Annotated in this window: 26 protein-coding genes; 12 read left to right on the plus strand and 14 right to left on the minus strand. The window is 70.6% G+C overall.

Going from position 1 to position 26,517, the window contains the following annotated elements; genetic code table 11:
- Window positions 1-425 precede the first annotated feature (425 nt).
- The 3 genes from ACZ5DS_RS13355 to ACZ5DS_RS13365 all read right to left on the minus strand — a co-directional run bounded on the left by ACZ5DS_RS13355 (window position 426) and on the right by ACZ5DS_RS13365 (window position 2,910).
- The gene (locus tag ACZ5DS_RS13355; protein WP_468237106.1) at window positions 426-863 is read right to left on the minus strand and encodes a hypothetical protein; all 438 of its coding nucleotides are present in this window, start codon (window positions 861-863) and stop codon (window positions 426-428) included.
- A gap of 921 nt (window positions 864-1,784) precedes the next feature.
- Window positions 1,785-2,300, minus strand: a complete 516-nt coding sequence (locus ACZ5DS_RS13360) for a hypothetical protein (protein WP_468237108.1) — start codon at window positions 2,298-2,300, stop codon at window positions 1,785-1,787.
- 172 nt (window positions 2,301-2,472) lie between these two features.
- Window positions 2,473-2,910 carry a hypothetical protein gene (locus tag ACZ5DS_RS13365; protein ID WP_468237106.1) on the minus strand — a complete coding sequence of 146 codons (438 nt, stop codon included), beginning with the start codon at window positions 2,908-2,910 and terminating at the stop codon, window positions 2,473-2,475.
- 708 nt (window positions 2,911-3,618) lie between these two features.
- On the opposite strand from ACZ5DS_RS13365, the gene ACZ5DS_RS13370 reads away from it, so the two are divergent.
- Window positions 3,619-3,954, plus strand: coding sequence for a hypothetical protein (locus ACZ5DS_RS13370; protein WP_468237110.1), 336 nt, complete (start codon window positions 3,619-3,621; stop codon window positions 3,952-3,954).
- Window positions 3,955-4,035: 81 nt separating this feature from the next.
- Here ACZ5DS_RS13370 and ACZ5DS_RS13375 read toward each other — a convergent pair whose 3' ends face one another.
- Window positions 4,036-4,704: a transposase family protein gene (locus ACZ5DS_RS13375; RefSeq protein ID WP_468237112.1), complete on the minus strand. Its 669-nt coding sequence runs from the start codon at window positions 4,702-4,704 to the stop codon at window positions 4,036-4,038.
- Between ACZ5DS_RS13375 and ACZ5DS_RS13380 the strand changes: the two genes are divergently transcribed.
- On the plus strand, window positions 4,705-5,289 hold the full coding sequence (locus ACZ5DS_RS13380; protein WP_468237114.1) for a hypothetical protein: 585 nt from the start codon (window positions 4,705-4,707) through the stop codon (window positions 5,287-5,289).
- Window positions 5,290-5,315: 26 nt separating this feature from the next.
- Window positions 5,316-6,092, plus strand: coding sequence for a hypothetical protein (locus ACZ5DS_RS13385; protein WP_468237117.1), 777 nt, complete (start codon window positions 5,316-5,318; stop codon window positions 6,090-6,092).
- Between the two features lie 629 nt (window positions 6,093-6,721).
- Here ACZ5DS_RS13385 and ACZ5DS_RS13390 read toward each other — a convergent pair.
- Window positions 6,722-9,082 carry a SpoIIE family protein phosphatase gene (locus ACZ5DS_RS13390; RefSeq protein ID WP_468237120.1) on the minus strand — a complete coding sequence of 787 codons (2,361 nt, stop codon included), beginning with the start codon at window positions 9,080-9,082 and terminating at the stop codon, window positions 6,722-6,724.
- Between the two features lie 244 nt (window positions 9,083-9,326).
- A complete protein-coding gene (locus tag ACZ5DS_RS13395; RefSeq protein ID WP_468237122.1) occupies window positions 9,327-10,151 on the minus strand; it encodes a lysozyme in 825 nt (274 codons plus the stop codon).
- A 219-nt stretch (window positions 10,152-10,370) separates the two neighbouring features.
- Between ACZ5DS_RS13395 and ACZ5DS_RS13400 the strand changes: the two genes are divergently transcribed.
- Window positions 10,371-10,862 carry a MarR family winged helix-turn-helix transcriptional regulator gene (locus ACZ5DS_RS13400; RefSeq protein ID WP_468237124.1) on the plus strand — a complete coding sequence of 164 codons (492 nt, stop codon included), beginning with the start codon at window positions 10,371-10,373 and terminating at the stop codon, window positions 10,860-10,862.
- 19 nt (window positions 10,863-10,881) lie between these two features.
- On the opposite strand, the gene ACZ5DS_RS13405 is transcribed toward ACZ5DS_RS13400, so the two are convergent.
- Entirely contained in the window at window positions 10,882-11,670 is a 789-nt protein-coding gene (locus ACZ5DS_RS13405; protein WP_468237127.1) for a protein phosphatase 2C domain-containing protein, read from the minus strand.
- Between the two features lie 372 nt (window positions 11,671-12,042).
- On the opposite strand from ACZ5DS_RS13405, the gene ACZ5DS_RS13410 reads away from it, so the two are divergent.
- Genes ACZ5DS_RS13410 through ACZ5DS_RS13435 form a run of 6 tightly spaced genes read left to right on the plus strand, consistent with a single transcriptional unit; the run spans window position 12,043 to window position 17,869 of the window.
- Window positions 12,043-14,778, plus strand: a complete 2,736-nt coding sequence (locus ACZ5DS_RS13410) for a sensor histidine kinase (protein WP_468237129.1) — start codon at window positions 12,043-12,045, stop codon at window positions 14,776-14,778.
- Window positions 14,775-15,272: a roadblock/LC7 domain-containing protein gene (locus ACZ5DS_RS13415; RefSeq protein WP_468237131.1), complete on the plus strand. Its 498-nt coding sequence runs from the start codon at window positions 14,775-14,777 to the stop codon at window positions 15,270-15,272. The genes ACZ5DS_RS13410 and ACZ5DS_RS13415 overlap by 4 nt, the downstream gene beginning before the upstream one ends.
- Entirely contained in the window at window positions 15,269-15,688 is a 420-nt protein-coding gene (locus ACZ5DS_RS13420; RefSeq protein WP_468237133.1) for a DUF742 domain-containing protein, read from the plus strand. The genes ACZ5DS_RS13415 and ACZ5DS_RS13420 overlap by 4 nt, the downstream gene beginning before the upstream one ends.
- Window positions 15,669-16,316, plus strand: a complete 648-nt coding sequence (locus ACZ5DS_RS13425) for a GTP-binding protein (RefSeq protein ID WP_468237136.1) — start codon at window positions 15,669-15,671, stop codon at window positions 16,314-16,316. The genes ACZ5DS_RS13420 and ACZ5DS_RS13425 overlap by 20 nt, the downstream gene beginning before the upstream one ends.
- 40 nt (window positions 16,317-16,356) lie before the next feature.
- Window positions 16,357-17,610, plus strand: coding sequence for a styrene monooxygenase/indole monooxygenase family protein (locus tag ACZ5DS_RS13430; RefSeq protein WP_468237138.1), 1,254 nt, complete (start codon window positions 16,357-16,359; stop codon window positions 17,608-17,610).
- A gap of 31 nt (window positions 17,611-17,641) precedes the next feature.
- Window positions 17,642-17,869: a hypothetical protein gene (locus tag ACZ5DS_RS13435; protein WP_468237140.1), complete on the plus strand. Its 228-nt coding sequence runs from the start codon at window positions 17,642-17,644 to the stop codon at window positions 17,867-17,869.
- 9 nt (window positions 17,870-17,878) lie between these two features.
- Here the strand turns inward: ACZ5DS_RS13435 and ACZ5DS_RS13440 are convergent, their stop codons facing one another.
- From ACZ5DS_RS13440 to ACZ5DS_RS13455, 4 genes are all read right to left on the minus strand, one after another.
- On the minus strand, window positions 17,879-18,946 hold the full coding sequence (locus ACZ5DS_RS13440) for a C40 family peptidase (protein ID WP_468237142.1): 1,068 nt from the start codon (window positions 18,944-18,946) through the stop codon (window positions 17,879-17,881).
- A 111-nt stretch (window positions 18,947-19,057) separates the two neighbouring features.
- A complete protein-coding gene (locus ACZ5DS_RS13445; RefSeq protein WP_468237145.1) occupies window positions 19,058-19,375 on the minus strand; it encodes a hypothetical protein in 318 nt (105 codons plus the stop codon).
- Between the two features lie 11 nt (window positions 19,376-19,386).
- On the minus strand, window positions 19,387-20,037 hold the full coding sequence (locus ACZ5DS_RS13450; RefSeq protein WP_468237148.1) for a TetR/AcrR family transcriptional regulator: 651 nt from the start codon (window positions 20,035-20,037) through the stop codon (window positions 19,387-19,389).
- Between the two features lie 35 nt (window positions 20,038-20,072).
- A complete protein-coding gene (locus tag ACZ5DS_RS13455; protein ID WP_468237150.1) occupies window positions 20,073-21,011 on the minus strand; it encodes an AurF N-oxygenase family protein in 939 nt (312 codons plus the stop codon).
- Between the two features lie 122 nt (window positions 21,012-21,133).
- On the opposite strand from ACZ5DS_RS13455, the gene ACZ5DS_RS13460 reads away from it, so the two are divergent.
- Window positions 21,134-22,243: a ferritin-like domain-containing protein gene (locus ACZ5DS_RS13460; protein WP_468237153.1), complete on the plus strand. Its 1,110-nt coding sequence runs from the start codon at window positions 21,134-21,136 to the stop codon at window positions 22,241-22,243.
- A gap of 37 nt (window positions 22,244-22,280) precedes the next feature.
- Window positions 22,281-23,135 carry a hypothetical protein gene (locus tag ACZ5DS_RS13465; protein WP_468238209.1) on the plus strand — a complete coding sequence of 285 codons (855 nt, stop codon included), beginning with the start codon at window positions 22,281-22,283 and terminating at the stop codon, window positions 23,133-23,135.
- On the opposite strand, the gene ACZ5DS_RS13470 is transcribed toward ACZ5DS_RS13465, so the two are convergent.
- Genes ACZ5DS_RS13470 through ACZ5DS_RS13480 form a run of 3 tightly spaced genes read right to left on the minus strand, consistent with a single transcriptional unit; the run spans window position 23,119 to window position 26,504 of the window.
- On the minus strand, window positions 23,119-23,616 hold the full coding sequence (locus ACZ5DS_RS13470; RefSeq protein ID WP_468237155.1) for a DUF3291 domain-containing protein: 498 nt from the start codon (window positions 23,614-23,616) through the stop codon (window positions 23,119-23,121). The genes ACZ5DS_RS13465 and ACZ5DS_RS13470 overlap by 17 nt on opposite strands.
- Window positions 23,617-23,661: 45 nt before the next feature.
- Window positions 23,662-25,119 (minus strand): penicillin-binding transpeptidase domain-containing protein, encoded by a 1,458-nt coding sequence (locus ACZ5DS_RS13475; protein ID WP_468238211.1) that lies wholly within the window; start codon window positions 25,117-25,119, stop codon window positions 23,662-23,664.
- Between the two features lie 23 nt (window positions 25,120-25,142).
- Window positions 25,143-26,504, minus strand: coding sequence for an FtsW/RodA/SpoVE family cell cycle protein (locus ACZ5DS_RS13480; protein ID WP_468237158.1), 1,362 nt, complete (start codon window positions 26,502-26,504; stop codon window positions 25,143-25,145).
- Between the last annotated feature and the right edge of the window lie 13 nt (window positions 26,505-26,517).

A 26,517-nucleotide genomic window follows, 5' to 3' on the forward strand; every position in this document is an offset into this window, starting at 1 on the left:
GTCGCCGTCGCCCTGGGCGACGTTGGCCTGGTTGGTGTCGCCGTCGCCCTGGCTCACGTTCGCCTGATTGGCGTCCTGCACCACGCTGGGCAGAGCCTTGGCCGTCTGAGAGGTCGTTTTCTCCCTTGAGGGGGTGCTTTCTCCTTCGTTACTCGAGGCGGGGTCGTTCCCTTGATGGGACTGGCGGGGCTGACCTGGCGGACGTGCTCTATGGGGTGGCTGCCGGGGCGGAACAAGGCTTGCGTCTGTCTCATCCCAAGACGCCGGTGGTGCGTGCTCCTACTGGTCGCACGAGTACCGGCTGTATGCGCTGACGTGGTATGCGGATGCCGGGGAGGCGGGCTTGCCCTGCCTCCCCGGCATCCGCTGTGGTCACCGGCTCGTCGTGCTGCAGGGAGCAGGCCCCGGCGGGCTGGGTGGTGGGGTCACTTCTTGCCCTTTGCGGCCTGCTTGATCTGCGCCTTGTTGACCTGGCCGCCGTGGGCGTCACCGGTGACCTGGGTCTGGTCGCCGTTGGTGTCACCGCCGCGGGTGGAGGCGGTGCCGCCGTTGGCGTCGCCGCTGACGGCGTTGATGGTGCTGCCGTCCTGGCGGCCCTTGAGGTCGACGTTCACATCGCCGGTGGTGCCGCCGTTGGCGGTGGCCGGGGAGTTGTTGTTGTCGCCGCCGACCTGGGTCTGGTCCCCGTTGCTGCCGGTGATGGCGTCGGCGCTGTCGGCGCTGTCGTCCGTGGGGACCTGGGCGACGACGTGCTGGGGGGCGGGAGCGGCCATCGCGGTGGCCGGCAGAGCCACACCGCCGCCGATCAGGGCTGCCGAGCTGGCGGCGAAGACGATACGGCGGGTCCAGGAAATCTTGGTCATGAGAATTCTCCATTCGGTGTTGCAGGGGATTGGTATCCGTCCCACACAGGAAGAGTGGGATATTTTCAGGCCTCGGGTTTTCCGGGGATTTCCCCGGCGGGCTTGCTTCAAATAAACCCCACCGGGAAGAGTCCGTCATGTCACCGCAATACGTGACTTGACACCCTGGAACGATATTGATAAAAGGTGCCGCGCGTGTGGTCGTGGCCCGTCCTGGCCGGCCCGCAGCGTTCAGACTCCGGTGATCTGCGCGGCTTTCGCCGCGGCGGCCGATTCGGTGGGCCTGCCTGCCATGCAGGAGCTCCGGCGGGCTCGGGCATATCGGGAGGTCACCGTACGGCGGGCTCGTCCCGCCGACACCAACGAGTGATGAGGCTGAAGGTGTTGACGCTCGGCGGCTTTGGACGCTGCCGGTCTGCACGCCAGGCGTGGACCGCCTGGTCATCCGGAGGCATCCGACGGCGCCGACGGTCGCCGGCACCCAGCGTGATGGCGGACGTGAACATGCCGACACTGCCGATCTCATGTGAGGGGTAGCCGCCCGGTGACAGGTAGCCGTCTCCCCGACATCTTCGCGACCGCCAGAGCACGAGATCCGCCCGCTCGCTGTGACCGGAGGCTTCACGAGCCCAGCTCGAGGAAGGCGTGACGGACCTCACTGCTCGAACACCCCGCTGATCCCACCCGGCACCTCGTAAGCGCTACGAAGGAAGCGGGTGACGATGAGCAGGGTGACCCCGCCGGCCAGGGCATGAGGCGGGCCCGGTGCGCCAGGAAGGGAAAACCGACAAGGCTCCTGTGCCGGTGGGGTGAGACGTCGAACACCTCACCCACCGGCACAGAAGCCTTGTCGGTCGGCGGACACCTCCGTCCTCACCCGGCCGGTGGCCACGCTCAAAGGGCTCATGGTGCCGGCCCTGGTCACCCCTTGAGAGCGGCGGCGGAGTCCTTCGCGGCCTTCTTCTGCTCGCTGCCCGGCGCGGGACCGGGGCAGCCCTTGCCCTTGCAGTCGACGGTGACGTCGTCGCCGGTGACCGTGCTGTTGTCGAATCTGCCCCTGACCTTGAGGGTGGCGTCGTCACCGGGGAGGGTGTTGCTGCTGTTGTCGCAGCGGCCGTGGCAGGTGACGGAGGCATTGTCGCCCTCGGCAGTGTTGCTGCTGTTGTCGCTGCGGCCCTTGAGGTCGATGGAGGAGGTGCCGCCGTCAGCGGTGGTGGTGGTGTGATCGCTGCGGCCCGTGAGATCGACGGAGGCATCGCCCCGGTCGCCGCTGCCGTCGTCTTGGACGAGGGTCTGCGCGGCGGCGCTGACGGCGTGCGGTGCGGTGTGGGGCATAGGGGCGGCCATCGCGGTGGCCGGCAGAGCCACACCGCCACCGGCCACCAGCACCCCGGCCACGGCCAGCACGGTACGGCGGGTGAAGGAAAGCTTGGTCATCAGGAATTCTCCCTGGTCCTTGATACGAGGTTCTTGTTCGGCAGGCCCTCGGTCGAGGGCGCCGGCCATGCGGATGCCGGGGAGGCGGGCTTGCCCTGCCTCCCCGGCATCCGCTGTGGTCACCGGCTCGTCGTGCTGCAGGGAGCAGGCCCCGGCGGGCTGGGTGGTGGGGTCACTTCTTGCCCTTTGCGGCCTGCTTGATCTGCGCCTTGTTGACCTGGCCGCCGTGGGCGTCACCGGTGACCTGGGTCTGGTCGCCGTTGGTGTCACCGCCGCGGGTGGAGGCGGTGCCGCCGTTGGCGTCGCCGCTGACGGCGTTGATGGTGCTGCCGTCCTGGCGGCCCTTGAGGTCGACGTTCACATCGCCGGTGGTGCCGCCGTTGGCGGTGGCCGGGGAGTTGTTGTTGTCGCCGCCGACCTGGGTCTGGTCCCCGTTGCTGCCGGTGATGGCGTCGGCGCTGTCGGCGCTGTCGTCCGTGGGGACCTGGGCGACGACGTGCTGGGGGGCGGGAGCGGCCATCGCGGTGGCCGGCAGAGCCACACCGCCGCCGATCAGGGCTGCCGAGCTGGCGGCGAAGACGATACGGCGGGTCCAGGAAATCTTGGTCATGAGAATTCTCCATTCGGTGTTGCAGGGGATTGGTATCCGTCCCACACAGGAAGAGTGGGATATTTTCAGGCCTCGGGTTTTCCGGGGATTTCCCCGGCGGGCTTGCTTCAAATAAACCCCACCGGGAAGAGTCCGTCATGTCACCGCAATACGTGACTTGACACCCTGGAACGATATTGATAAAAGGTGCCGCGCGTGTGGTCGTGGCCCGTCCTGGCCGGCCCGCAGCGTTCAGACTCCGGCCGTGGCATCACCGCCCGCCCCGCCGCGATCACGCCGCCTGCCGGCCCTGACCGGGCCAGACCCGGCGATATGGCGCCCGCCCCGGCCCCCTCCACACCGCACCCCGCCCCTGCACCCGGAAGGCAAACCCCCACCCGAGCGTGGTGCCGGCCGGCTCCTCGAGCACTCCCCGACCCGCCACTCCACCAGCCGGGTCTGTCACGGAGCTGAACGCCTGCTGGAGCTGGGACAACGGGTGCGGCCACCGACTGTCAAGCCCCGAAATGCCGTGTCGTGATGTGATGCGCCGGGAGGGACTTACTTGACGTACGGCCCTCACGTACAGCGTGCGGCCCCACAGCTCCGTGCGGGGCAGCCCCGCCGGTGCGGTCCACGAGATGACTCCCGCTGCCGCAGAGCACCCCCGAGCAGCGGGGGCGATATCCGGTGAATCTGATCACTATTCCTTTCAGGAGGAGAATTTCCATGCCTCGTATATGTCACAGCCGGCGTCTGGCGCTGCTGGCCACTTCGGCCGCACTGGCCGCAGGCGGTGTGATGGTGCCCGCCAGTGCATTCGCCACCGCACCGCACACCGATGTCGCCACCAGGACGGCGGCGGTGAGCCAGGCCGGCCACGCCAAGAGCGACAAGGCAGACAAGGACAAGAAGGACAAGAAGAGCAAGAAGAAGGGCGGAGGGAAGGGTGAACCCAAGGACATCAAGAACATGCCGGGCTGCCACTTCTACAAGGGTGAAGTCTTCTGTAAGACGACCCCGGGCAAGCCGGACGGGACGAAGCCGGGGGCGGTCCCAGCTTGACGCCAGGGGGGGAGCAGGGTTACAAGGTGGTGCGCGATTGAGGGTGGGGCGTGCTGGCCTGGCGAGTCGCCGGGTGGATGATCACCTCTCGGCGGCGCGGTCGGAGACCAGGCCGGCGATGGCCGAGTGAGTCTCGTCGTAGTACTCGCGGCGTCCGATCCAGCGTTGCAGGGGCCGCCACTGCTTGTGCTCGGCGTTGCCGTGCTCGACGCAGATCCGCTCCGAGGACTGCTGGTGTCGGACCCTTTCCCAGACGGCCAGTTCCTCGGGGGTGGCGTCCTTGCTCGGTTTCTTCGGAGGCGCCTCGACCTGGTTGGGGAAGTCTCTGGCCAGGCCCAGATAACCGGCGTCGACCTTGGTCCTGACCTCGGGGAACTGCTCGAACAGATCCCAGATGTCATCGGTCTTCAACGCCGTCTGATCATGCATGCGGCCGGGCCGGAACGCCCCGGTCCACAGTGTGCGGCCCTTCCCGTCGGTGATGACGGTGGCCTTCTTGGTGTTCTGCCTGTGCTTGCCCGAGACGAAGGCGCGGCGGCCGGGCTTGTTCGCCCGCGGGCGGCGGACCTGGACCTCGGTGCCGTCGATCTGCAGCTCGACGCCCTTGGCAGCGGCGTACGCGAACACGTCCGCAAGCGTGCGAAGCCGCAGGTCGGGCTGGCCGGGAACGGCGAAGCCCCGTGCGGCAAGCAGTAGGACGAGGAGGGCGAGGAAAGCCGTGCTCCCGCTGCGGGCATCAAGGTCGGGCATGTGATCCTGTGGCGGCTGCGTGATGACACCGGTGACAGTGGGTGGGAGGCGGCTGATGCCGAGTCCGGTGATCTCGAGGTCATCGCCTCAGCCGTTCTCCGTCGGTCTGGACGCGCGGGCTACAGTGCCGCGTTCGAGAAGGCCGTCACCCACCCCGTCGGTGATCTGCTGATCCTCGACCGTGTCCATCTCGACAGGGCATGGAGGGGCTTCGGGCTGGGACCGATCCTGGCGGCTGAGGCGATCCGCCGGCTGTCCGGCGGCTGTTGTGCGGTGGCGGCGTATCCGGCCATGGGCGAATACCCCGAGGACCGCGAGCAGGTCACCGAGGCGTACCGCCGTCAGGCGAAGGAGAAGATCGCCGCGCTGTGGGAGAGCATCGGCTTCCAGCGGTTCCGCCGCGGGGTCTGGCTCCTGGACACCGCCCTGCGGCAGCCGGAGGAACTCATGCTCGCCCGTCGCGCTGAACTGCACGCGCTCAGCGCGGACTTCCAGCGGTGCGGCCTCTCTCGGAGCGGTCCGGTGGACGCTGTGAACGTCGTGGAAGACGGCAGCGAGGTGTCAGTGGGGCCGCGTACGATCTGACTCTTCCTGCGGGCGCTGCAGCGCAAATGGGAAGGCACACCGACGCGGGGGAGCGGGACATCGTGGGGGAGCAGCAGCCGACGGACGGGGACATCCAGGACGCGCTGGAGTGGGCACGGCTGCGTCTGACGAAGTTGGGCTTCTTCAAGACGCAGGACGGACTGCGGTGGGCAGCCGCTTACGGGCTGGTCCGGTCCGTGTGGCGCAACGGCCCGATCGAGAACGTGCATGCCTCACGGCCGACCAGTCGGCGCAAGGCATTGCACGACGGGACGATGTTCGCCCGCAACACCTGGCTCACCCGGCAGGCCTTCGACGTCCTGGGCTCCGACGACCAGTTCCGTCTCTACGAGCTGGAGGATCTGGTCCTGGACCGGGACCAGGTCTGGCCGGGATGCGAGGGAACCCTGACGGACTTCGGCTGGGGATTCCTCGGAGACATCAAGAAGCACGCGAAACAGCGCCTCGACATGCTCGCGCACCTCGAGCAGAGGCTGTCGCCGGACGACTTCCTTGTCTTCGCCAGCGCACCTTGGTCCGGGTTCCGCGACGACCACTACGGGATGCCGAGATGGCCTGCTTGCGTGGAAGCAGCGGCGTGCCGCCTGCGCGGCGAGGACGAGGAGTTCTGGCGTGCGGAGGGCGACTGGATGGCCCGGATTGGCCCGGCGCCAGCTGCCGTCACCGCGGACCTTGAGGCGACCCGGGAACTGCTGCTGGAGTCGCCGTGGGAACTGGGTGCCGAGAACCTGGACTGGTTCGCCTGGAACCCGATCCTGCGACCACGCTGCACGCAGACCTAGGCGTTTCCTTCGGATCACCCTGCTCAAGCCCAGCGCCCATGATGGGCCGTCGATCTTGCCGAAGCTGGCGTGTGCATGGGAGCAGCTCACCCAGGACGAATCCCCCGTCGATCTCGCGCTGCTCATAGCCGTTCACCGGGCGCGGGCGATCCGCTGATCTGCCTTCGGGATTCGCGTACACAGCTTCTGGTGCCGAAGGCGGCTCGGCAGGGCGCGCGCTCCAAGGCGGTTCCGGCGCGTGCACGTTGCGCAGAAAGATCTGGCCTGAGCGAGGAGCGGTTGCTTGAGCTGCTGACGCCACCAGCGGCCTGATCGTCAACTGCCGTGGCATCTGCACCATCATCACCGGCAACGCCACCAGCGGCGACGCCCACGCCGACACCATCAACATCGACCAAAGCGGCGGCAAGGGCGTCAACCAGGCCAACGTCAACCAGAACGGCAACAACGTCAGCCAGTCCAACACCAACCAGGACGGCAGGGACGGCGTCAACCAGGCCAACGTCAACCAGAACGGCGACAACGTCAACCAGGCCAACACCAACCAGAAGTAGCCGTAGCCCTCGCCACGCCGGTCAAAGACAGCATCAGGACCCGGCCACCAAGGCCCCCCGGCGGGGCAGCCCCTGTCAGCCCACTGACAGAGACTGCTCCGCCCACACCGTCTTGCCCACCCGGTCGTGCCGGGTGCCCCAGCGCTTGGCCAGCTGGGCGACCAGCAGCAGGCCCCGGCCCCCTTCGTCGAAGATCCGGGCCCGCCGCATGTGCGGGGTGGTGCCGCTGGAGTCGTACACCTCGCAGATCAGGGTGGAGTTCTGGTGGATGAGCCGGAGCTGGATGGGCGGCTGGCCGTAGCGGATGGCGTTGGTGACCAGCTCGCTGACCATCAGCTCGGTGGTGAACGCGGCCTCCTCCAGCCCCCACGCGGCCAGCTGGTCGCTCGTGTGCTTGCGGGCCCGGGCCACCACGGTGAACTCGCAGTCCAGGTCCCAGGCGGCGACCCGGTCGGTGTGCAGCGCCCGGGTGCGGGCGACGAGCAGGGCGATGTCGTCGTCGGGGCGGTGGCTGAGCATCTCGGTCAGGACCCGGTCGCAGATCGCGTCCAGCGTCGGCGCGGGGTGGCCGAGCGCGGCGAACAGCTTGTCCAGCGCCTCGTCGATGTCGTGGTCGCGTGCTTCGAGCAGTCCGTCGGTGTAGAGGGCGAGCAGGCTGCCCTCCGGCAGCTCGGTCTCGAAGGCCTCGAACGGCAGCCCGCCGAGCCCCAGCGGCGGACCGGCGGGCACGTCGAGAAAGCGGACCGCGCCGTCCGGGGTGACCACGGCGGGCGGCGGATGGCCGGCCCGCGCGACGGTGCACCGGCGCGAGACAGGGTCGTAGACCGCGTACAGACAGGTGGTGCCGATGCCCCCGGCGGTCTCGGCGGCCGGGTCCGCGCTGCCCTCGTCCGCGGCCAGCCGCAGGACGAGGTCGTCGAGGTGGGTGAGCAGCTCGTCCGCGGGCAGGTCGACATCGGCCAGGGTGCGCACCGCGGTGCGCAGCCGGCCCATGGTGGCGGAGGCCCGGATGCCGTGGCCGACGACGTCGCCGACGACGAGGGCGACCCGGGCCCCGGACAGCGGGATCACGTCGAACCAGTCGCCGCCCACGCCGGCCCGGGTGGCCGCGGGCAGGTACCGGGTGGCGATGTCCAGGGCTGCCTGGTCGGGCAGCGTGTGCGGAAGCAGGCTGCGCTGCAGGGCCATGGTGGTGGTGCGCGCCCGGGAGTACCGGTGGGCGCTGTGCAGGCCGACGGCGGCCGAGGCCGTGAGTTCCCCGGCGAGCCGCAGATCCTCCGGACCGAACGGCTGCGGGCGCCGGTGGCGGCCGAAGAGGGCCACCCCGAGCGTGCTGCCCTCGGCGAGCACCGGCACCACCATCAGCGAGTGCGTGCCGTACGCGTGCAGCCACGCGGCAGCGGGGTCCACGGCCGCCCACCCCGCGACGACCGGGTCCGAGGCGTCGTAGAGCACGGACAGGCCGGTGGCCAGGCACTCCGCCGGAGGCGACCCCGGCTCGTAGGCGATCGCCTCGCCCACCCGAGCCCCGGCCGGGCGTACGTCGCCGTCGGGGACGGTGCGCAGCGCGACGCGGCGCAGGACCACCGGGCCGGCCGACGCGTCGACAGGGGCGCCCGAGTTCTGCGGGGAGTCGAACAGGTCCACGGCCATGAAGTCGGCGAGCCGGGGGACCGTGGCCTCGGCCAGCTCCTGCGCGGCGCGCCCGAGGTCGGGGGCCGTGCCGGCCTGGGAGCCGGTCTCGCCCGCGGTACCCGGCCGGGCGGCGGGGCCCGGGGAGCGCCGGCTCGCCGCGAGGCAGACGGCCCGCACCGTGCCGGTCCCGTCCTTGAGCGGGGTGAGGACGGTGGGCCGGCCGAGGTCCGGGGCGAGGCCGGACTGCACCTCCTGCGGCTCGCCGGTCTGCAGCACGCGGCGCATCGTCCGCTCGGCCTCGTCGCTCGTGGGACCGGGCGCGATGTGCGTCAGACGCAGTCCGCGCATCGCCGCCTCGGGCAGGGACAGGGCGCGTTCCAGGCGGCGGTTGGCGCGCATCAGGCGCTGCTCGGTGTCGAAGATCGCCAGCGGGAACGGGGACTGGATGAACGTCCACTCCTCCAGCGGCTCGCCGCGGGGCGGCTGCGGCCGGTCGCCCACGGCGGCCACCACGAGCCAGTCGGTGGCGCCGGTGTCCGACGTCCGGCGGTGGGCGAGGAGCCCCAGCTCCAGGCGCCGGCCGTCGCGGTGGCGCAGGGGTACGGTGCCGTTCCAGCGCTCCCGCCCGGCAAGGGTCCGGCGGGCCGACCCGGCCTCGGCGGCGAGCAGCGTGCCGGCCGGACGTCCGACGACCGCCGAGGCCTCGTAGCCGAGCAGCCACTGGGCGCCCTCGCTCCAGCCGGTCAGGATGCCCTGCTCATCGATGGTGGCCGTGGCCGTGTACGTCGAGTGTCGCTCCATCGCCGCTCATCTCGCCCTTGCTCGGCAGGCTCCTCTCCTGACCAGCATGATCCCGGCCGGCGTCGAGCACCAACGCAGAAACGGCGGCCGCCCGGAAGGGACAGCCGCCGCGCAGCACGAGCAGGAACCACCCGTTGGCGAACGCTGAACTAGCCGTTGGCCAATGCCACCACCCGGTCCAGCGCCCCATTGCTGTGCTTGTCCGGGGGGCAACCCCCGGACCCCCGGCCGAGAGGGTGCTGAACTAGCCGTTGGCCAATGCCACCACCCGGTCCAGTGCCCCATTGAACTTGTCGTGGTCCCCGACGGTCGGGCCGGAGGAGGTGTACTGCCACATCGTGTAGTACGACCATCCCGCCGGCAGCGTCCCCGGGGCGGAGGCGTAGCGGGCGATCCACAGCGGGTTGTTCGCGGCGAAACCGCCGTAGTTGCCGGTGCACTGGGTCCACCAGCTGGTGGCCGTGTAGATCACGGCGTCCCGGCCGGTACGCGCCTTGTAGGTGTTCAGGAAGTCGGCGATCCAGCCGACCATCCCGCTCGCTGACTTTCCGTAGCAGGCGGCGCCGTACGGGTTCCACTCGATGTCGAGCGCGCCCGGCAGGGTCTGGCCGTCCCTGGACCAGCCGCCGCCGTGGTCGACGAAGTAGTTGGCCTGGGTGGCGCCGCTCGTGGTGTCCGGGGTCGCGAAGTGGTAGGCGCCGCGGATCATGCCGACGTTGTACGAGCCGTTGTACTGCTGCGCGAAGTAGGGGTTCGTGTAGTACGTGCCCTCCGTGGCCTTCGTGTAGGCCCAGCGGACGCCGCTGCTCCACAGGGTGCTCCAGGCGACGTTGCCCTGGTGGCCGGAGACGTCGACGCCCTCGGTCTGGGTGACGTCACCGGTGCTGGGGGTGCCGTTCCGCCCGACGTGGGCGAGGACTCCCATGCCCATGTACGCCGAGCCGCGGCCGGGCGTGCCCGCGGCCCGGGCGGAGGTGAGGGGGAAGGCGAGGGAGAGTGCCGCCAGCAGGGCGGCGACGAGGACGGTGAGGGGGCGGGGGTGGAGGTAACCAGGTCTGAGCACGGGCATGACGTGCCTCCGAGGAGTGAGGTGGGGGACCGCGGACGACCTTTAGGCGTGGGCATGTCATTGATTGCCTGCTGAAGAAGCTACGCACGTAGATGACGGCGTGGGAAGAGGGTCCGGAGGCTGCCGTTGGTCTACGCCTGCGAAATACTGACGGAGCTGCGGCTATGACGGCGTTTGACAGAAACTTTCAGGACAGCGAAACCAAGCAGGGGTGCTGACGTGCACGAGGACGGAAACGGCGACGGACACCGGGTCACCGGGCAGGTGACGCCGAGTGGAGCAGACCAGGAATTCCTCGCGCTGGAGCGCGAGTTGACCGTGCTGCTCAGGCGTGCCCGGGCCAACCAGGGCGAGATGGCCCGCGAGGTCCACCCCGACCTGGAGTCCTCCGCGTACGGTCTGCTCATCCGCCTCGACGAACTCGGCGGCCAGCGCGCCACCGAACTCGCCGCCTACATCGGCGTCGGCAAGGCCACCATGTCGCGCCAGCTGCGCGCCCTGGAGGACCTGGGCCTGATCGCCCGCGAGCCCGACCCGGCCGACGGCCGTGCCTGGCTGGTCACCCTGACCGACGAGGGCCGCGGCCGCGTCACCAAGGTCCGCGAGGCCCGCCGCGCCCGCTACGTCAGCCAGCTCGCCCACTGGGACCGCCGCGAGGTGGCCGAACTCGCCCGGCTGCTGAACCAGTTGAACAGGGTCATGGAGAAGTAGGCCGCACCTCGCGCAGGCCTCACAGCTCCGCGTACACCACCGTCGCATCGTCATGCGTCTTGCTGAGCCCGAGGAACGCCCGCTCCTCCCGGTCCGCCCGCTCCCGCTCGCGTACCCGGTCGACCAGGGAGCGGGCGCCCTCCTTGGCGACCAGGTCGAACAGGGCCGTCCAGTCGCCCTCGTGGAACTTCTCCGTCCAGCGGGTCGCGCCGTCCGTCAGGGCGGCCAGCGCGGAGACCTCGGGGCGCGGAAGGGTGCCGGTGACCGCGCGGGAGGCGACCGAGGGGTCGGCGGCGGCCGTGAAGAAGCCGCCCTCCTTGTTGCGCAGATTCGCGTCGATCAGGGCGTCGGTGGCCAGGGCGGAGCGGGGCAGCCGGTCGAGGCGGTCGTCCAGGACCGGCGTGACCGTGCCGTCGGGGGACTGCAGGAGCAGTACGGAGTCGGACAGGACCAGGTACTCCACGGCGTCGGCGGACCAGCGGGTCAGGACGACGGTCGCCTGGGGAGTCCGCGGGTGAGAAAGCTCACAGGTGTGCGCATGCGCGTCGGCCGTGCGAGCGATCGCCCGCGAAAGAATCTCCGGGAGCGTCAGATCTCGGCCCGAAACGGTCAGTTCGGTCAGTGCGCCGCCGAGCCGCGCCGTGAACCACGGCACGGAATGCAGACACCCCGTCCCGCTCTTCGGCGGCGTCACTCCGTCCAGCAAGATCACGCAACCTCCCTGACCGGACGCGGGTAGTCCGACTCCGGCGAAGTCCTCGTTGGGGCGGTTCGCGTCGCCGGGTTCCGAAACCAGATCAGTTCGCATTCGGCCAGTCTGCACGAGCCCTTCACAGGCTTCGCCAAAGGCTGGCAAGCACCGCCGAATTGGCACGGCCGCGCAGGTCACGCGCCTGGTTTGGGGGTAAATGACACGCTCCGGAAAGGCGCGGTGGCGAATACTGTCAAAGCCTGCCGCGCGCGTCCAACCGGCCCGCCGTACGGGAGCGCTGCACACGCCACGGGAACTTGCCCGCCAACTCCCCTCCGATGTTCACTCCTTCGGGTGGCGGGTCAGGTGATGCGGGACCCCTGCCCACCGGCGCTGGGAGGGTCGGGAGCCGTACGAACCGGGTGCATACACCACTGGGCACCGAGATGACGGGCCGCCACCCGGTCCCTTGGGTAGACGAGTTCAGGAATGCGAGCACCGGTGCAGATGAAGCGGCCTCGGCGCACAGGCAGGCAGACGGCCCCCGAGGGAGCCGCCGAGCAGACCCCCGTGGGCACCGGCCGTCCCACCCATGTGCGCAACCGGCTGATCGTTGCCGTGGCCGTGGTGGCCGCCGCCATCGCCGGAGCGGGCGCACCCTCGCTGCTCGCCGCCTCCCAGGACGTCAGCGACTCCCAGGACCTCGTGACGCTGGCCGCCCGCACCCAGGACGCGCTCGCGCTCGCCCACTCACTGGCCGACGAACGCGACGAGGTGACCTCCTACATCGCCGCCGGCCGCCCCAAGCCCAAGGCGCCCTCGGAGCAGCGCAGCGCCCGCGTCGACCGCCAGGTCGAGGATCTGCGGGCCGACACCGACACCCCGGCCTCGCTGCGCACCGACCTCGACGGCATCGCGGCCGTGCGCCGCTCCGCCCTCACCGGCAAGTCGAACGCGCTGCAGACCCACCAGGCGTACTCGGCCACCATCGGCGAACTGCACCGGCTCGCCGACCAGCTGGCCGAGCAGCTGCCCCCGCGGGCCGGCTCCGGCGCCTACTCCCTCGCCGAACTGGACTCCGCCGTCCAGCAGTCCGCCGCCGCTCGCGGCCTGCTGCTGGCCGCGCTGAACATCCCGTCCACCACCCAGACGGTGATCAACCCCGCCACCGGTCTGCCCACCACCACCTCCACCACGACCGAGGCCGACCGCAAGCAGCGCGACGCGCTCACCGCCGCCGCCCAGCAGGCGCGGCTGCGCGCCGACGCGGCCCTCGCCGACTTCCGGGCCACCGCGCCCAAGGCGGCCGTCGCCTCGTACGACTCCACGGTCACCGGGCCCGAGGTCAACTCCGCCGACAAGTACCTGGCCCTCCTCACCGACCAGCCGACGCTGCAAGGCAGCGAGCCGACCACCGGCACCAAGAAGCTGGACGCGGCCCTGTCCGCCCGCGTGGACCTCATGCGGGGCGCGGAGGCGGCCCTCTACGACCACCGCACCAAGGACCTCGCCAAGCTCCGGGACGACGACGTCACCGCCCTGGAGATCCGCATCGCCGTCCTCGGCGCCCTGATGCTGGTCGCCGTCGGCATCGCCACCGCCATGGCCCGCACCCTCACCCGCCCGCTGTCGGTGCTGCGCCGCGGCTCGGCCCGGCTGGCCGGGGCCGAGGACCCGGCCACGCAGGAACCGATCACCTTCACCGGCCGCAACGACGAGTTCGCCCAGGTCGTCCGCTCGGTCAACGCCCTGCACGCGCACACGCTCGCCCTGCGCGAACAGACCGTCGCCGCGCACGAGCGGGTGACCACCCTGGAGACCGACCGCAAGCACCTGGTCGGCCAGCGGCAGAAGATGGCCGACGCCCGCGAGGAACTGCGCGCCGAACTCGCCGAGTCGGCGGCCCAGCTGGAGCGGCTGCGCACCAGCATCGGCGGCACGTTCGTCAACCTCGCCCTGCGCACGCTGGGCCTGGTCGAGCGCCAGCTGGCGGTCATCGAGGGCCTGGAGGAGCGCGAACAGGACCCCGACCGCCTGGCCACCCTCTTCAAGCTCGACCACTTCGCCACGGTCATGCGCCGCCACAGCGAGAACCTCCTGGTCCTCTCCGGCACCGAGCACGTCCAGCAGCACCACGGCCCGGTCCCGCTGGTCGACGTGGTCCGTGCGGCGGTCAGCGAGATCGAGCGCTACGAGCGCGTCCGCATCGCGGCCCTGCCCCCGCACGCCCACCTGGCGGGCTTCGTCGCCGACGACCTCTCCCACCTCCTCGCCGAACTCATGGAGAACGCCACCTCGTTCTCCCCGCCGGACCTGCCCGTGGAGGTCTCCGGCTGGCTGCTGGAGTCCGGCGAGATCATGCTGTCCGTCCAGGACGAGGGCATCGGCGTGGCGGCGGAGCGCCTCGACCGCCTCAACTCCCGCCTCGCCGACTTCGACCCCGAGTCGCCGTACGACCAGGAGGGCGAGGACGGCCTCGGCCTCGGCCTGTACGTCGTGGCCCGCCTCGCCCACCGGCACGGCGCCCGCGTCCAGTTGCGCGAGCAGAAGCAGGGCGGGGTGGCGGCGGTCGTCGTCCTGCCCCAGACCCTCCTCGCCGAGCCCCCCGCGGCAGCGGTCCCGCCCCCGGCCACCTCCGCCGACACCACCCAGACCTTCTCCTTCCCCGGCGCCGACGCCGAGGTCAACTCCAACGTCCTGCACGCGCGGACGAAGAGCACGGATCCGCTGGTGGCGCTGGCGGAGAGGGCGGCACGAGAAGCGGAGGGCCCCGAGGCCCACGCAAGGGCGGAGGCCGACGAGCCGACCACCGAGGAAGCGGTGACCCGGCCGAAGGAGCCCACGGAGGCCTTCGCCGAGACCACGATGGAGCTGCTGCTCCCGGAAGCCACGACGGATCCCGCGGCCGCCGACGATGAGGACGCCCCACAGGGGCCACCTGCACCCGACGACGAGAGCCGCACGGGTGGTGCGGGTGGGAACGAATCCGCCGATGCCGAAGCCGAGGCGCTCACCAGCAAGGGCCTCCCCAAGCGCACACCCAGGATCACCGCGCCCACAGCACCGCCGCGCCAGCGCGCCGCAGGCGTGGACGCCGAGGCCCTGCGCCTCCGGCTCGGCGGCTTCCGCCAGGGAGCCCAGGCCGGCTACAGGGACGTAGAGGCAGAGATCGCCGCACACACCGAACAAGCCACGGGGGGCACAGCCGAGGAGGCAAGCAGTTGACCGCGCCCAGCACCTACGGACTGAGCAGTGAAGCCCGCAATCTGCACTGGCTGCTGACCAACCTGGTCGAGGACGTACCCGGCATCCAGTCCGTCGCAGTCGTCTCCTCCGACGGCCTGCTCCTGCTCTCCTCCGACCCCGCCCGCACCGCGGAATCCAAGGAGAAGCGCCGCCCGAAGGGCCCCCGAGGCTCCTCCGCCGACCTCGCCACCATCGTCTCCGGCATCGGCAGCCTCACCATCGGCGCCGCCAGACTGCTGGAGTTCGGCGGGGTCAAGCACACGATGATCGCGATGGACGAGGGCAGCCTGTTCGTGATGTCCATCAGCGACGGCTCGCTGCTCGGCGTGCACGGCTCCGCGGAGTGCGACATGAGCGTGGTGGCGTACCACATGGCGCTCTTCGTCGGCCGCGCCGGCCACGTGCTCACCCCCGAACTCCGCAGCGAGCTGCGGAAATCCCTGGAGGCCGAGTCGACGGGGAGCACCCGATGAGCGGCACGCCCAAGAAACTCCCCGTGCGCGGCGGCGACCGCAAACCCGCCCGCGTCCGCCCCTACTCGCTCACCGGCGGCCGTACCCGCTTCGGCCACGTCCTCCTCGTGGAGACGTTCGTGGCCAGCACAGCCGCGCTGGAGGCCCCTGAGGAGCGCAAGGAACTGACGAACGGAGCCCTCACCACCCGGGTCATGCCGGAGCTGCGGGCCATCGTCGAACTGTGCCGCCGTATGCGCACGGTGGCCGAGATAGCCGCGCTGCTGCGAATGCCGCTCGGCGTGGTCCGCGTCCTGCTGAGCGACCTCGCGGACCAGGGAAAGATCCGTGTGTACGGCACCGGCACCGGTCACGGCACCGGCCGCCCGGACCGCGCTCTGCTGGAAAGGGTGCTGAGTGGACTCCGCCGTCTCTGACGCCACCGGCGTCACCCCCCTCGTTGCTGGTTTCACCGAGCCCGACGAGGACCTGAAGGCCTGGCAGAAGGACCGTACCCGGGCGCCCGTAGCCACGAAGATCGTGGTGGCGGGCGGCTTCGGCGTCGGCAAGACCACCCTGGTCGCGGCCGTCTCGGAGATCACGCCGCTGCAGACCGAGGCGCTGATGACCGAGGCCAGCGAGGGCACCGACGACCTCACCGCCACGCCCGGCAAGCTGACCACCACGGTGGCCATGGACTACGGCCGCATCACGCTCGACGACGACCTGGTGCTCTACCTGTTCGGCACGCCGGGCCAGCAGCGGTTCTGGTTCATGTGGGACGACCTGGTGCGCGGCGCGGTCGGCGCCGTCGTCCTCGCCGACACCCGCCGGCTGAAGGACTGCTTCCCCGCCCTGGACTACTTCGAGAGCTGCGGACTGCCGTACGTCGTTGCGGTCAACCACTTCGACGACAGCGAGCTGTTCGACCCGGAGGACGTGCGGGAGGCGCTGACGGTCCCCGCGCACGTCCCTGTCATGATCATGGACGCGCGGCGCCGGATCTCGGTGATCGAGACCCTCCTGGCCCTGGTGGCCCACGCGCTGGACGAAACCCCCGAGTAGCCCCCGAGTAGTCCCCAGCCCCCGTAGGAGACACACCCGCATGCGGAAGATACTCGTCGTCGGAGCCGGCCAGGCCGGACTCCAGCTCGCCCTCGGCCTGCAGTCGCACGGCTACGAGGTCACCCTGATGTCGAACCGGACCGCGGACGAGATCCGCTCCGGCCGGGTCATGTCGACGCAGTGCATGTTCGACACCGCACTGCAGCACGAGCGCGATCTCCAGCTGAACTTCTGGGAGTCCCAGGCCCCGAAGATCGAAGGACTCGGCGTCTCGGTCGCGGCCCCCGGCTCGCACGACCCCGGTCCGACCCAGCGGGCGATCGACTGGGTGGGCAGGCTCGACGGGTACGCCCAGTCGGTCGACCAGCGCGTGAAGATGGCCGGCTGGATGGAGACGTTCGCCCAGCGCGGCGGCCAGCTGGTCATCCACGGCGCGGCGGTCGGCGACCTCGACTACTTCTCCCGCACCTACGACCTCGTCCTGGTCGCGGCCGGCAAGGGCGAGCTGGTGTCGATGTTCGCCCGCGACCCGGAGCGCTCCCCGTACCGCGAGCCGCAGCGCGCCCTCGCGGTGGCGTACGTCAACGGACTCGGCCCGCGCCCCGAGCACCCGGAGTTCGACGCGGTCCGCTGCAACGTGGTCCCCGGCGTCGGCGAGCTGTTCATCATGCCGACGCTGACCACCTCCGGCCGCGCCGACATCCTCTTCTGGGAGGGCATACCCGGCGGCCCGCTCGACGTCTTCAACGGCGTCAAGGACCCGGCGGAGCACCTCTCCCTGACCCTGGAACTCATGGAGACGTTCACTCCGTGGGAGCACGCGCGGGCCACCAAGGTCGAGCTGACGGACGCCGGCGGCACGCTGGCGGGCCGCTACGCCCCGACCGTCCGCAACCCCATCGGTGTTCTTCCCTCCGGCGGTCTGGTCCTCGGCGTGGCCGACGTGGTCGTCGCCAACGACCCGATCACCGGCCAGGGCTCCAACTCGGCGTCCAAGTGCGCGGCCGCGTACCTCGCCTCGATCCTCGAGCGGGAGGACAAGCCGTTCGACGAGGAGTGGATGCGGAGCACGTTCGACCGGTACTGGGCGACCGCGTCCCATGTGACCAAGTGGACCAACGCCATGCTGGCGCCGCCGCCGGAGCACGTCCTGAACCTCCTCGGTGCGGCGGGTCAGCTGCAGCCGGTGGCTGATCGTTTCGCCAATGCGTTCAACGATCCGGCCGACTTCGAGGACTTCTTCTACGAGCCGGAGCGGACTGCCGCCTATCTGGCCTCGGTCACCGGCGCGTGACCTGGGCCGATCCGATGTCGTTGACCCGGCTATGAAGAAGATCAGCGCCCTCACCGCGCTCACCGTGGCCGGTCTCGCCCTCGCCACGCCGGCCCACGCCGGCGGCGGCGACCCCGTCGGCCACGTCAACATCGCCGGCCGGAACCTCGACGGTGCCTACCTCTGCAGGCAGGCGTTCGGGCTCATCCCCCTGGCCGCACCGTGGACCGGCGACTCGGTGAACGATGCCTGCAACAACCGCGAGCACACCCACGGGTGAGGCCCGGGCTCACCTGGCCTCTGTGACCTGGGCGCCGTCGGGCGGGTTCTCGTCCGGGCGTACGGCGCCGAGTACGGGATAGGACGCCAGGGGAGAGAGCTCGATCTTCTCTCCCGGCCGCGGGGCCTGTACGACCTGTCCGTCTCCCACGTACATCGCCACGTGGGTCGCCTCCGGGAAGTAGACGACGAGGTCACCGGGACGGAGTGCGGCGAGCGGGATCCTCTTCAGGCGGGCCCACTGTTCCTGGCTGGTGCGGGGGATGGGGGTGCCCGCGTGGTCCCAGGCCTGGGAGGTCAGGCCCGAGCAGTCGTACGACTTCGGGCCCGCCGCTCCCCACTGGTACGGCTTTCCGACCTGGTCCAGGGCGTAGCTGACCGCCCGGTCGCCCTCGGTCGACGAAGGCGGCCGGTCGTCGCCGAGGGCGCCCGAGGTCATGAGCCTGCCCTGCGCGTCGGCCACGTCCTGCTGCTCCAACTGGGCGATGGCGCTCAGCTGTTGAGGGGTGAGGGAAGCGAGGAGCCGTTCCACGTCGGCGAGCTTCGCCGTCACGTCGTTGCGCTGTTTCCTCTGCTGCCCGGCGAGGGCGAGCTGCCCGTCCAGGGCCTTGCGCGCCGCCCTCGCCAGTGCGGCCTGCCTCTTCTCCGTGCCGGTCAGCCGGGCCACCGTCTCGGCCCGCTTGCGGGCCAGCTGTCCGATGACATGCCCCTCGTCCAGCGCGTGCTGCGGGTCGGGGGCGAGGAGCAGGCGGATGTAGGGGGAGAGGTCGGTGGTGTTCTGGTACTGCTGCCGGGCCAGCCGGCCGGCGTCGATGCGGCTGTCCTGCAGGGCGAGCCGGGCACGGGCCAGTTCGCCGTCGAGGCGGCTGACCTCGGCCCGCTGCCGCTTGAGCTTCTCGGCGGTGCCGTTGTAGGTCTCGGTGGCCTGCTCGGCCTGCCGGTACAGCTGCTGAAGGTCCGTCAGCAACTGGGAGACGGACCGTTCCGGCTGGGGTGCGGCCGCCGCCGGTACGGGCGCGAGGGCCGCCTGGGCCGCCATCGCGGCCGTACAGGTCAGGCGCAGAAGGACTCCTGACACGTCATCACCTCCGGTGCGAAGCGGGTGTTCTTTCCACCCGCTATCGCACCGCGATAATCAGACATGTAGGGAGATGTGTGTGCCCCGCCTACGCGGTTCGGCGCAACCCTGTCACCCGGATGCGTCATCCGGCTTGCGGGACGGCGCGTTCTGGGGCTTGGACCAGGGCCACCTGATCCTGCCGCCCGGCTTGCCCGCCTCCCTTTCACCTTCGGCGGCATACTCGTACTTCCACCCCTGCACGAGGCCGAGCTTCTTGCTGTGAGCCCTCGGCACGCGGCGGTAGACCAGCACGGTGGGCGGGCCGCCCGCCGCGTCCGGGACGGGGATGCGGTACGTCTTCGGGGGATGGCCGGTCATGCCCAGCAGGACGGGCAGCACGCGGCCGTCCATGGGGCCGCCCTCGAAGGGGGTGTCCTGACTCTTCACGACTTCAAGTCTCAGCCATGTTCGGCGAGCGCGCCGACGAGGGCCGCCGTCTGCGGATCGTGACCGGCGGTCACCGTGAGGACCGCCACGAACTGCTCGACCAGCCAGTCGCGCAGCTCGCCGGCCGGGGGCTGCTTCTCCTCGTCCAGCCAGATCAGGGAGGACGCCTCCACCGCCGTGATCCACATCCGGACGGTCATGCGCAGGCGAGGGCCCGGGTCACCGACGCCGAGGTGGCTGTAGATGTGCTCGGCGGCGGCCCGGCGCACCCCGTCCACGGTGGCCGTCGTCCGGGAGGTCTCCACCACGCTGCCGCCCTGGAGCAGTGCGCTGAAGCCGGTGTCGTGCTCGTCCACGAAGGTCAGATAGCGGTCGAGGACCCGGGCCAGGCGGGGCAGTAGCGGGCCCTGCCGGGGCTCGTCGAAGCAGTGCTGGAGTTCCTCGGCGGCCGACCTGAGCGCGGCCTCGTACAGCTGCTGCTTCCCTCCGGGGAAGTACCGGTACACCAGCGGCCGCGAGACCCCGGCGGCCTCGGCCACGTCATCGAGCGAGATGTCCTCGGGGGCGCGGTGCGCGAACAGGGACAGCGCGGCGTCGAGGAGCTGGCTGCGCCGCTCCTCGACACTGAGGCGACGGTAGGCGGGGGTGGCGGCCGGGGTCATGCCTGGCAGACTAGCCGCCCTGGCCCAGCCCCGGCCTACGCCAGCAGCCCGGACGACCTCCACAGCCGTCGCCCGACCCCCCGCAGTACCCCGATGTCATCCAGGAAGTCCGTCAGCCGCTTCGCGCCCGTCTGCATGACCTCCCGCCGGTGCCCGCTCGCCTTCACCTGGGCCATCGCCTCCCGCTTGTCCAGGCCGACGTTGGTGTAGACCTCGGGATTGATGAAGGCGATCGAGAACACCCGGGCGAACTCGCCGGACGTGACCCGGGTGAACTCCTGCGACCACCGCGGAGCGGTCAGCATCTGGCGGCGCAGCTCCTCGCGGGCGTACCGGACGTGCCGGGCCTCCTCGACCACATGGATGCGGGTGACCCCGCGGATCAGGGGCTGCACCCGCTCGTCCGGGAAGGTCAGCCGCTGCATCCAGTCCAGCACCTCCTCGCCGAGCAGCGTGGCCGTGAAGGAGCCGGGGGTGGTCGATATCGTCTTGAACAGGCGGCCGAGGTTCTGGTGCGCCCGGCTCACCGGGTACCAGGGTGCGTCACCCCGGGCGATCAGCCGCGCGAACATCTTCGAGTGCCGGCACTCGTCCTCGATCTCGGTGAGGGCGTACCGGACGTGCGCGCTCGTCGCCGCCTTGTCGTAGATGTGCCGGACCAGCAGCTGCATCAGGATCAGCTCGAACCAGATGCCGAGCGAGGCCAGCGCCGCGGCCTCGTGCTGGGAGAGCAGGATCCGCTGCTCCTCGCTCATCCGCTGCCAGAGCGGGGTGTCGTAGAGCGAGACCAGCTCCGGCGGCCAGAACCACTTGCCCTCCTCGAAGGGCGCGTCCCAGTCCAGCTCCTTGTCCGGGTCGAAGGAGTGCTTGGCGGAAGAGACGAGCAGCCGTTCGGCCACCTGTTCCCGGTCCTTCAGCAGGCCGAGCGCGTCGCGCAGCCCCTCCAGCGCGTCCGCTTCCGTCAGGGTCGTCATGGCTCCCTCACCTCGTTACCGGGGGTACGTCATCCGGCTCTTATGAGACTGCTTGTCAGCAAGACCGTCAATCCCCTGCGCATGACTTGTTGACTCGGCGTCTACGTGTGAGCCTGCGAGGTATGCCGACGCATGAGCTGTACACGAACAACCCCGGAGACCCCCTCTGGCAGGTACCCGCCAGTGGCGCGGCCCGGTTCAGCTGGGAGTACGACGAGGGCCGGGACCGCCTGCTCGCCCTGTACCAGAAGGGCAAGGACAAGCAGTGGGACGGACAGACGCGCATCGACTGGGAGCTGGAGGTCGACCCGCACGACCCGCTCGGCACCCCCGAGGAGGCGATGTCGCTGTACGGCACCCGGTACTGGGCCAAGCTTTCCGACAAGGACAAGGGCGAGCTGCGGCAGCACTACGCGTCCTGGCAGTTCAGCCAGTTCCTGCACGGTGAGCAGGGCGCGATGATCTGCGCGGCGCGGATCGTGGAGTCGGTGCCCGACATGGACGCCAAGTTCTACTCGGCGACCCAGACGATGGACGAGGCCCGGCACGCCGAGATCTACGCCCGCTTCCTGCACGAGAAGATCGGGATGGTCTACCCGATCAACGACAACCTCCAGTCGCTGCTCGGGGACACCCTCCGCGACAGCCGCTGGGACATGCCCTACCTCGGGATGCAGGTGCTCATCGAGGGGCTCGCCCTCGCCGCCTTCGGCATGATCCGGGACACGACCGACAAGCCCCTGCCCAAGCAGATCCTGGCGTACATCATGCAGGACGAGGCCCGGCACGTGGCCTTCGGTCGCATGGCGCTGCGCGACTACTACAAGCAGCTCACGGACGCCGAGCTGCGCGAGCGCGAGGAGTTCGTCATCGAGGGCTGCTATCTGATGCGGGACCGGCTGCGGGGCGTCGAGGTCCTGGAGAACTTCGGCATCCCGAAGGCGGAGGCCGAGCAGTTCAGCGAGAACTCCGAGTTCCTCCAGCTCTTCCGGCGCCTCCTCTTCAGTCGCATCGTGCCCTGCGTCAAGGACATCGGCCTGTGGGGCAAGCGGCTCCAGCAGGCCTATGTCGACATGGGGGTGTTCGAGATGGGCGACTCCAACCTGGACCTGCTGATGGCCCAGGACGAGGAGATCGCCGAGCAGTTGGACGCGGAACGTTTCGCCGCGGAGGAGCGGGAGCGGGTGGCCGAGGTGCAGGCGGCGATCGAGTCCGGGGCGGACGGGGTCTGACCGGCTCCCCCGGGTGCAGTAGCGTGCTGGCGTGTCCATGCCTCCGCCGCCACAGCAGCCGTATCCGCACCAGCCGCCGCAGCAGCCGTACCCGCACCAGCCCCCGCAGCCGCAGTACCCGTACGGGCAGCAGCCGCCGCAGGCCCCGCCGCCCCCGGGGCCGTACGGCTCCCCGTACCCGCAGCAGCAGCCCTACCCCCCGCAGCCGTATCCGCAGCAGCCGTACCCCGGGTGGGGCGTGCCGCCGATGGGTCCGCCGCCGAAGAAGCGCGGGCCCGGTCTGGCGCTGGGGATCATAGGCGGGGTCATCGGTCTGGCCGTGCTCGGCAGCATCGGAGGCATCGGGGCGGTGCTCGGGACCGACTTCCCCGCGGCCGAGAACAAGCTCGTCCTGCCCCACGAACTGCTGGACGGGAAGTACGTCCTCGCCCAGGACCTCTCCGACACCGCGGGGCGGCAGGTCGAGGACGAGGCCGACGGCGCCTGGGACGTCAAGGACGTCCACGCCCTGGTCGGCCGCTACAGCCCGGGCGGCGACGACTCCAAGGGCTCGCTGCTGGTGTCGAGCATGTACGGCCGGTTCAGGAACGAGGACGACATCCGGAGCAACATGCTCAAGGGGGCCACCGAGGCCGACGGTGTGACGGTCGTCGAACCCGAGAAGGACGTCACCCCGTCCGGCTCCGACGTCGCCGTCAGCTGCGAGGTCCTCACCCAGAAGAAGGCTCTGCTGACGCTCACCTACCCGGTCTGCGCCTGGTCCGACGGCAACACGGCGGCCGTGGTCGCCGAGGTCGACCTGCAGCGGAAGGACTCCACCGACGTGGATCTCGACGCCGCCGCCCGGAACACCCTCAAGGTCCGCGACGAGATGATCAAGCCGATCGGCTGACCGCCTTCGCCTCCGCCGCTGCCTCCGACGCGGGGAACGACGTCCGCAGCGTGAAGGCGTACGGCGTCGGGCCGTGCTCCCTCAGGTGCAACAGCCGTTCCTCCGCCTCGGCGACGGTCGGGCGGTGGCCGGCGGGAACCCACCACAGGGTGGCCATCGCCTCGGAGGGATGCTCGAACCATTCCCGGCGCCGGGACAGCAACTCCCGGTGCAGTCCCCGGTACATGAAGGCCGTCAGCGCGTCGGCGTCCCGCCACACCGACATGTTGATGATGAGCCACTCGTCGCCGAAGACGGCGATGTCGGTCGCGTCGCCGGAGTCGCTCTGCAGCCGCCAGACGAACCCGTCCGAGGCGTCCGCCGTGGCGTTCACCGGGTCGAGCCCGTCGACGAAGTCCTTCAACTGCGGCGAGCCCAGCGGGAACTTGAGGCGGGCGATGTTGACCTGGGCGAGTTCGTGGGCGACCGGCGCATGCGTCATGACCGAACGGTAGGTCGGTCGGTACGGGTCGCGGTACCCCCCGTCTCACATCCCGAGAACGGACCGCATCACCTCCCGGGCGATCGGTGCCGCGTCCCCGCCGCCGCTGATCTCGCCCCGGTCCGCCGAGGCGTCCTCGACCACCACCGCGACCGCGACCTTCGGCTCCAGGTCGGCGTCGGCCTGCGCCCAGGAGACGAACCAGGCGTACGGCACACCGGAGTTGCCCACGCCGTGCTGGGCGGTGCCGGTCTTGCCGCCGACGACGGCACCGGGGATCGCCGCGTTGGTGCCGGTGCCCTCCGTGACCACGTCGGCCATCAGCTTCCTCAGCTGCACGGCCGTCGACGGGCGCATCACCTGCCGGTCGGACCGCATCCCGCCGCCCCCGAGCGTCTCGCCGCCCGGCCGGGTGATCCGCTCCACCAGGTACGGCGTCCGCAGCCGGCCGCCGTTGGCGACGGCCGCCGCGACCATCGCCATCTGCAGCGGAGTGGCCCGGGTGTTGTACTGACCGATCGAGGACAGCGCCAACTGGGCTTTGTCCACGCGGGTGTCGAAGGTGCTGGGGGAGACGGCGAAGGGCACGCGCAGCCGGGTGTCGTTGAAGCCGAACGCCTCGGCCGTGGCCGCCATGTCCGCCACCCCGACGTCCACCCCCAGCTTGGCGAACACCGTGTTGCACGACCACGCGAAGGCGTCCCGCAGCGAGGTGTCCGCGCAGCCGTCGCCCTCGTTGGTCAGCCGGGTGGTGGTGCCGGGCAGCCGGTAGGGGTCGGGGGAGTCGGTCCGCGCGTCCAGGTCCGTGGTCACGCCCGCGTCCAGCGCCGCCGCCGCGGTGACCACCTTGAACGTCGACCCCGGCGGATAGGTCTGCCGTACCGCCCGGTTGAGCATCGGCTTCTCCGGGTCGTGGTTCAGCCGCGCCCACGCCGAGGCCGTCGCCTCGCTGTTGCCGGACAGCTCGCCGGGGTCGTACGACGGGGTCGACACCAGCGCCAGGATGCGGCCGGTGGCCGGTTCGATCGCGGCCACGGCGCCCCGGCGCCCGTGCAGCCCGCGGTACGCCGCCTCCTGCGCGCCCCGGTCGAGCGTGGTGACGACGTCCCCGCCCGGGCCGGCCACCCGCGCCACGTCGTGCCACACCGGGAACGGCGACAGCAGCGGGTCGGTGCCGGAGAGCACCCCGTCCTCCGCGTTCTCCAGGAACGTGGTGCCGTACATCTGCGAGGAGAAGCCGGTGACCGGCGCGTACAGCGGGCCGTCCCGGTAGGTGCGTTCGTAGCGCAGCTGCTCGCGGGTGTCCGTGGAGCCGGTGACCGGCTCGTCGCCGACCAGGATGTCGCCGCGCGGCTGGTGGTAACGGGCGATCGTGGGGCGGCGGTTGGCCGGGTTGGTGTCGTAGGAGCCGGCCTGGACGACCTGCACCCGGGCGGCGTTGCCAAGCAAGGCTGCCAGCAGCAGGGCGCAGAACGCGGACGCGTGCCGGATGTACCGGGCCATGGGCCGTCCGCCTCCGTACTCGGTCACGGGGCCACCTGTCCGTCGTACTGGCTGCGGGCCGAGTCGCTCACCCGGATCAGCAGGGCCACGATCGCCCAGTTGGTGACGACCGAGGAACCACCCTGGGCGAGGAACGGCATCGCCATGCCGGTCAGCGGGATCAGGCCGGTGACCCCGCCCGCGATCACGAACACCTGGAGCGCCACGATCGAGGCGAGACCGACCGCCAGGAGCCGGCCGAAGGGCTCGCGCAGCGCGCGGCCCGCCCGGTAGCCGCGCTCCACGAGCAGGGCGTAGAGCAGGAAGATCGCCGCGAGGCCCGCGAGGCCCAGTTCCTCCCCGGCCGTCGCCAGGATGAAGTCCGACTTGACGGCGAAGCCGATGAGGACGGAGTGGCCGAGCCCGAGCCCGGTGCCGAGGACCCCGCCCGCCGCGAAGGCGAACAGCGACTGGGCCAGCTGGTTGGGGCCCTGTCCGGCCTCGATGGTGGCGAAGGGGTGCAGCCAGTCCTCGATCCGGCCGTTCACATGCGGCTCCAGGCGGCCGACGGCGACCGCGCCGAGCACGGCGAGCACCAGGCCGACCGCGATCCAGCCGGTGCGGCCGGTGGCGACGTACAGCAGGACGACGAACAGGCCGAAGAAGAGCAGCGAGGTGCCGAGGTCGCGCTCCAGCACCAGGACACCGACGCTCAGCAGCCAGATGGTGACGATCGGGCCCAGCACCCGCCCGGTCGGGAACTGCAGCCGCCACAGCCTGCGGCCCGTGTAGGCGAGCGCGTTGCGGTTGGCGGCCAGGTAGGCGGCGAAGAACACCGCGAGCAGCACCTTCGCGAACTCGCTCGGCTGGAAGGAGAGTCCGGCGATCCGGATCCAGATCCGGGCGCCGTTGACCGCCGGGAACAGGATCGGCAGCAGGAGAAGGGCGAGGGCCAGGGCCACGCAGACGTAGGAGTAGCGCTGGAGCACCCGGTGGTCGCGCAGCACCAGCACGACGACGATGAACAGGCCCACCCCGAGCGTGGACCACACCAGTTGGGCGGGCGCCGCCCGGTCGCCCGGCGTCTCCAGGTCCAGCCGGTAGATCAGCACCAGGCCGAGGCCGTTGAGCAGCACGCCGATGGGCAGCGGGAGGGGATCGGCGTACGGCGCCCGGATGCGGACCGCGAGATGTGCGCACAGGGCGAGCACGCCGAGCCCGGCGCCGTAACCGGCGGCACCGGGCGGGACGGAACCGGTCTTCGCCAGGCCCACCGCGCAGTAGCCGTACACGGCCAGCAGCACGGCCAGCACGATCAGGGCGAGTTCGATGCCACGGCGGCGGGGCAGGCGTACGGCGCGGGCGGGTGCCTGCGGCGCCGCTACGGCGGTTCCGGCCTTGGTCATGTCCGGAACCTAC

It is taken from the genome of Streptomyces sp. NPDC031100 (assembly GCF_055570785.1).

What these genes read in the sequence shown, in the direction of transcription:
- ACZ5DS_RS13430 (WP_468237138.1), top strand. Translation starts at nt 16,357, where the DNA reads ATGCGGAAGATACTCGTCGTCGGAGCCGGCCAGGCCGGACTCCAGCTC.
- ACZ5DS_RS13355 (WP_468237106.1), bottom strand. Translation starts at nt 863, where the DNA reads ATGACCAAGATTTCCTGGACCCGCCGTATCGTCTTCGCCGCCAGCTCG.
- ACZ5DS_RS13360 (WP_468237108.1), bottom strand. Translation starts at nt 2,300, where the DNA reads ATGACCAAGCTTTCCTTCACCCGCCGTACCGTGCTGGCCGTGGCCGGG.
- ACZ5DS_RS13395 (WP_468237122.1), bottom strand. Translation starts at nt 10,151, where the DNA reads ATGCCCGTGCTCAGACCTGGTTACCTCCACCCCCGCCCCCTCACCGTC.
- ACZ5DS_RS13385 (WP_468237117.1), top strand. Translation starts at nt 5,316, where the DNA reads ATGGGAAGGCACACCGACGCGGGGGAGCGGGACATCGTGGGGGAGCAG.
- ACZ5DS_RS13410 (WP_468237129.1), top strand. Translation starts at nt 12,043, where the DNA reads ATGCGAGCACCGGTGCAGATGAAGCGGCCTCGGCGCACAGGCAGGCAG.
- ACZ5DS_RS13420 (WP_468237133.1), top strand. Translation starts at nt 15,269, where the DNA reads ATGAGCGGCACGCCCAAGAAACTCCCCGTGCGCGGCGGCGACCGCAAA.
- ACZ5DS_RS13475 (WP_468238211.1), bottom strand. Translation starts at nt 25,119, where the DNA reads ATGGCCCGGTACATCCGGCACGCGTCCGCGTTCTGCGCCCTGCTGCTG.
- ACZ5DS_RS13455 (WP_468237150.1), bottom strand. Translation starts at nt 21,011, where the DNA reads ATGACGACCCTGACGGAAGCGGACGCGCTGGAGGGGCTGCGCGACGCG.
- ACZ5DS_RS13465 (WP_468238209.1), top strand. Translation starts at nt 22,281, where the DNA reads ATGCCTCCGCCGCCACAGCAGCCGTATCCGCACCAGCCGCCGCAGCAG.
- ACZ5DS_RS13470 (WP_468237155.1), bottom strand. Translation starts at nt 23,616, where the DNA reads ATGACGCATGCGCCGGTCGCCCACGAACTCGCCCAGGTCAACATCGCC.
- ACZ5DS_RS13370 (WP_468237110.1), top strand. Translation starts at nt 3,619, where the DNA reads ATGCCTCGTATATGTCACAGCCGGCGTCTGGCGCTGCTGGCCACTTCG.
- ACZ5DS_RS13435 (WP_468237140.1), top strand. Translation starts at nt 17,642, where the DNA reads ATGAAGAAGATCAGCGCCCTCACCGCGCTCACCGTGGCCGGTCTCGCC.
- ACZ5DS_RS13390 (WP_468237120.1), bottom strand. Translation starts at nt 9,082, where the DNA reads ATGGAGCGACACTCGACGTACACGGCCACGGCCACCATCGATGAGCAG.
- ACZ5DS_RS13375 (WP_468237112.1), bottom strand. Translation starts at nt 4,704, where the DNA reads ATGCCCGACCTTGATGCCCGCAGCGGGAGCACGGCTTTCCTCGCCCTC.
- ACZ5DS_RS13460 (WP_468237153.1), top strand. Translation starts at nt 21,134, where the DNA reads ATGCCGACGCATGAGCTGTACACGAACAACCCCGGAGACCCCCTCTGG.
- ACZ5DS_RS13365 (WP_468237106.1), bottom strand. Translation starts at nt 2,910, where the DNA reads ATGACCAAGATTTCCTGGACCCGCCGTATCGTCTTCGCCGCCAGCTCG.
- ACZ5DS_RS13450 (WP_468237148.1), bottom strand. Translation starts at nt 20,037, where the DNA reads ATGACCCCGGCCGCCACCCCCGCCTACCGTCGCCTCAGTGTCGAGGAG.
- ACZ5DS_RS13480 (WP_468237158.1), bottom strand. Translation starts at nt 26,504, where the DNA reads ATGACCAAGGCCGGAACCGCCGTAGCGGCGCCGCAGGCACCCGCCCGC.
- ACZ5DS_RS13405 (WP_468237127.1), bottom strand. Translation starts at nt 11,670, where the DNA reads ATGCGAACTGATCTGGTTTCGGAACCCGGCGACGCGAACCGCCCCAAC.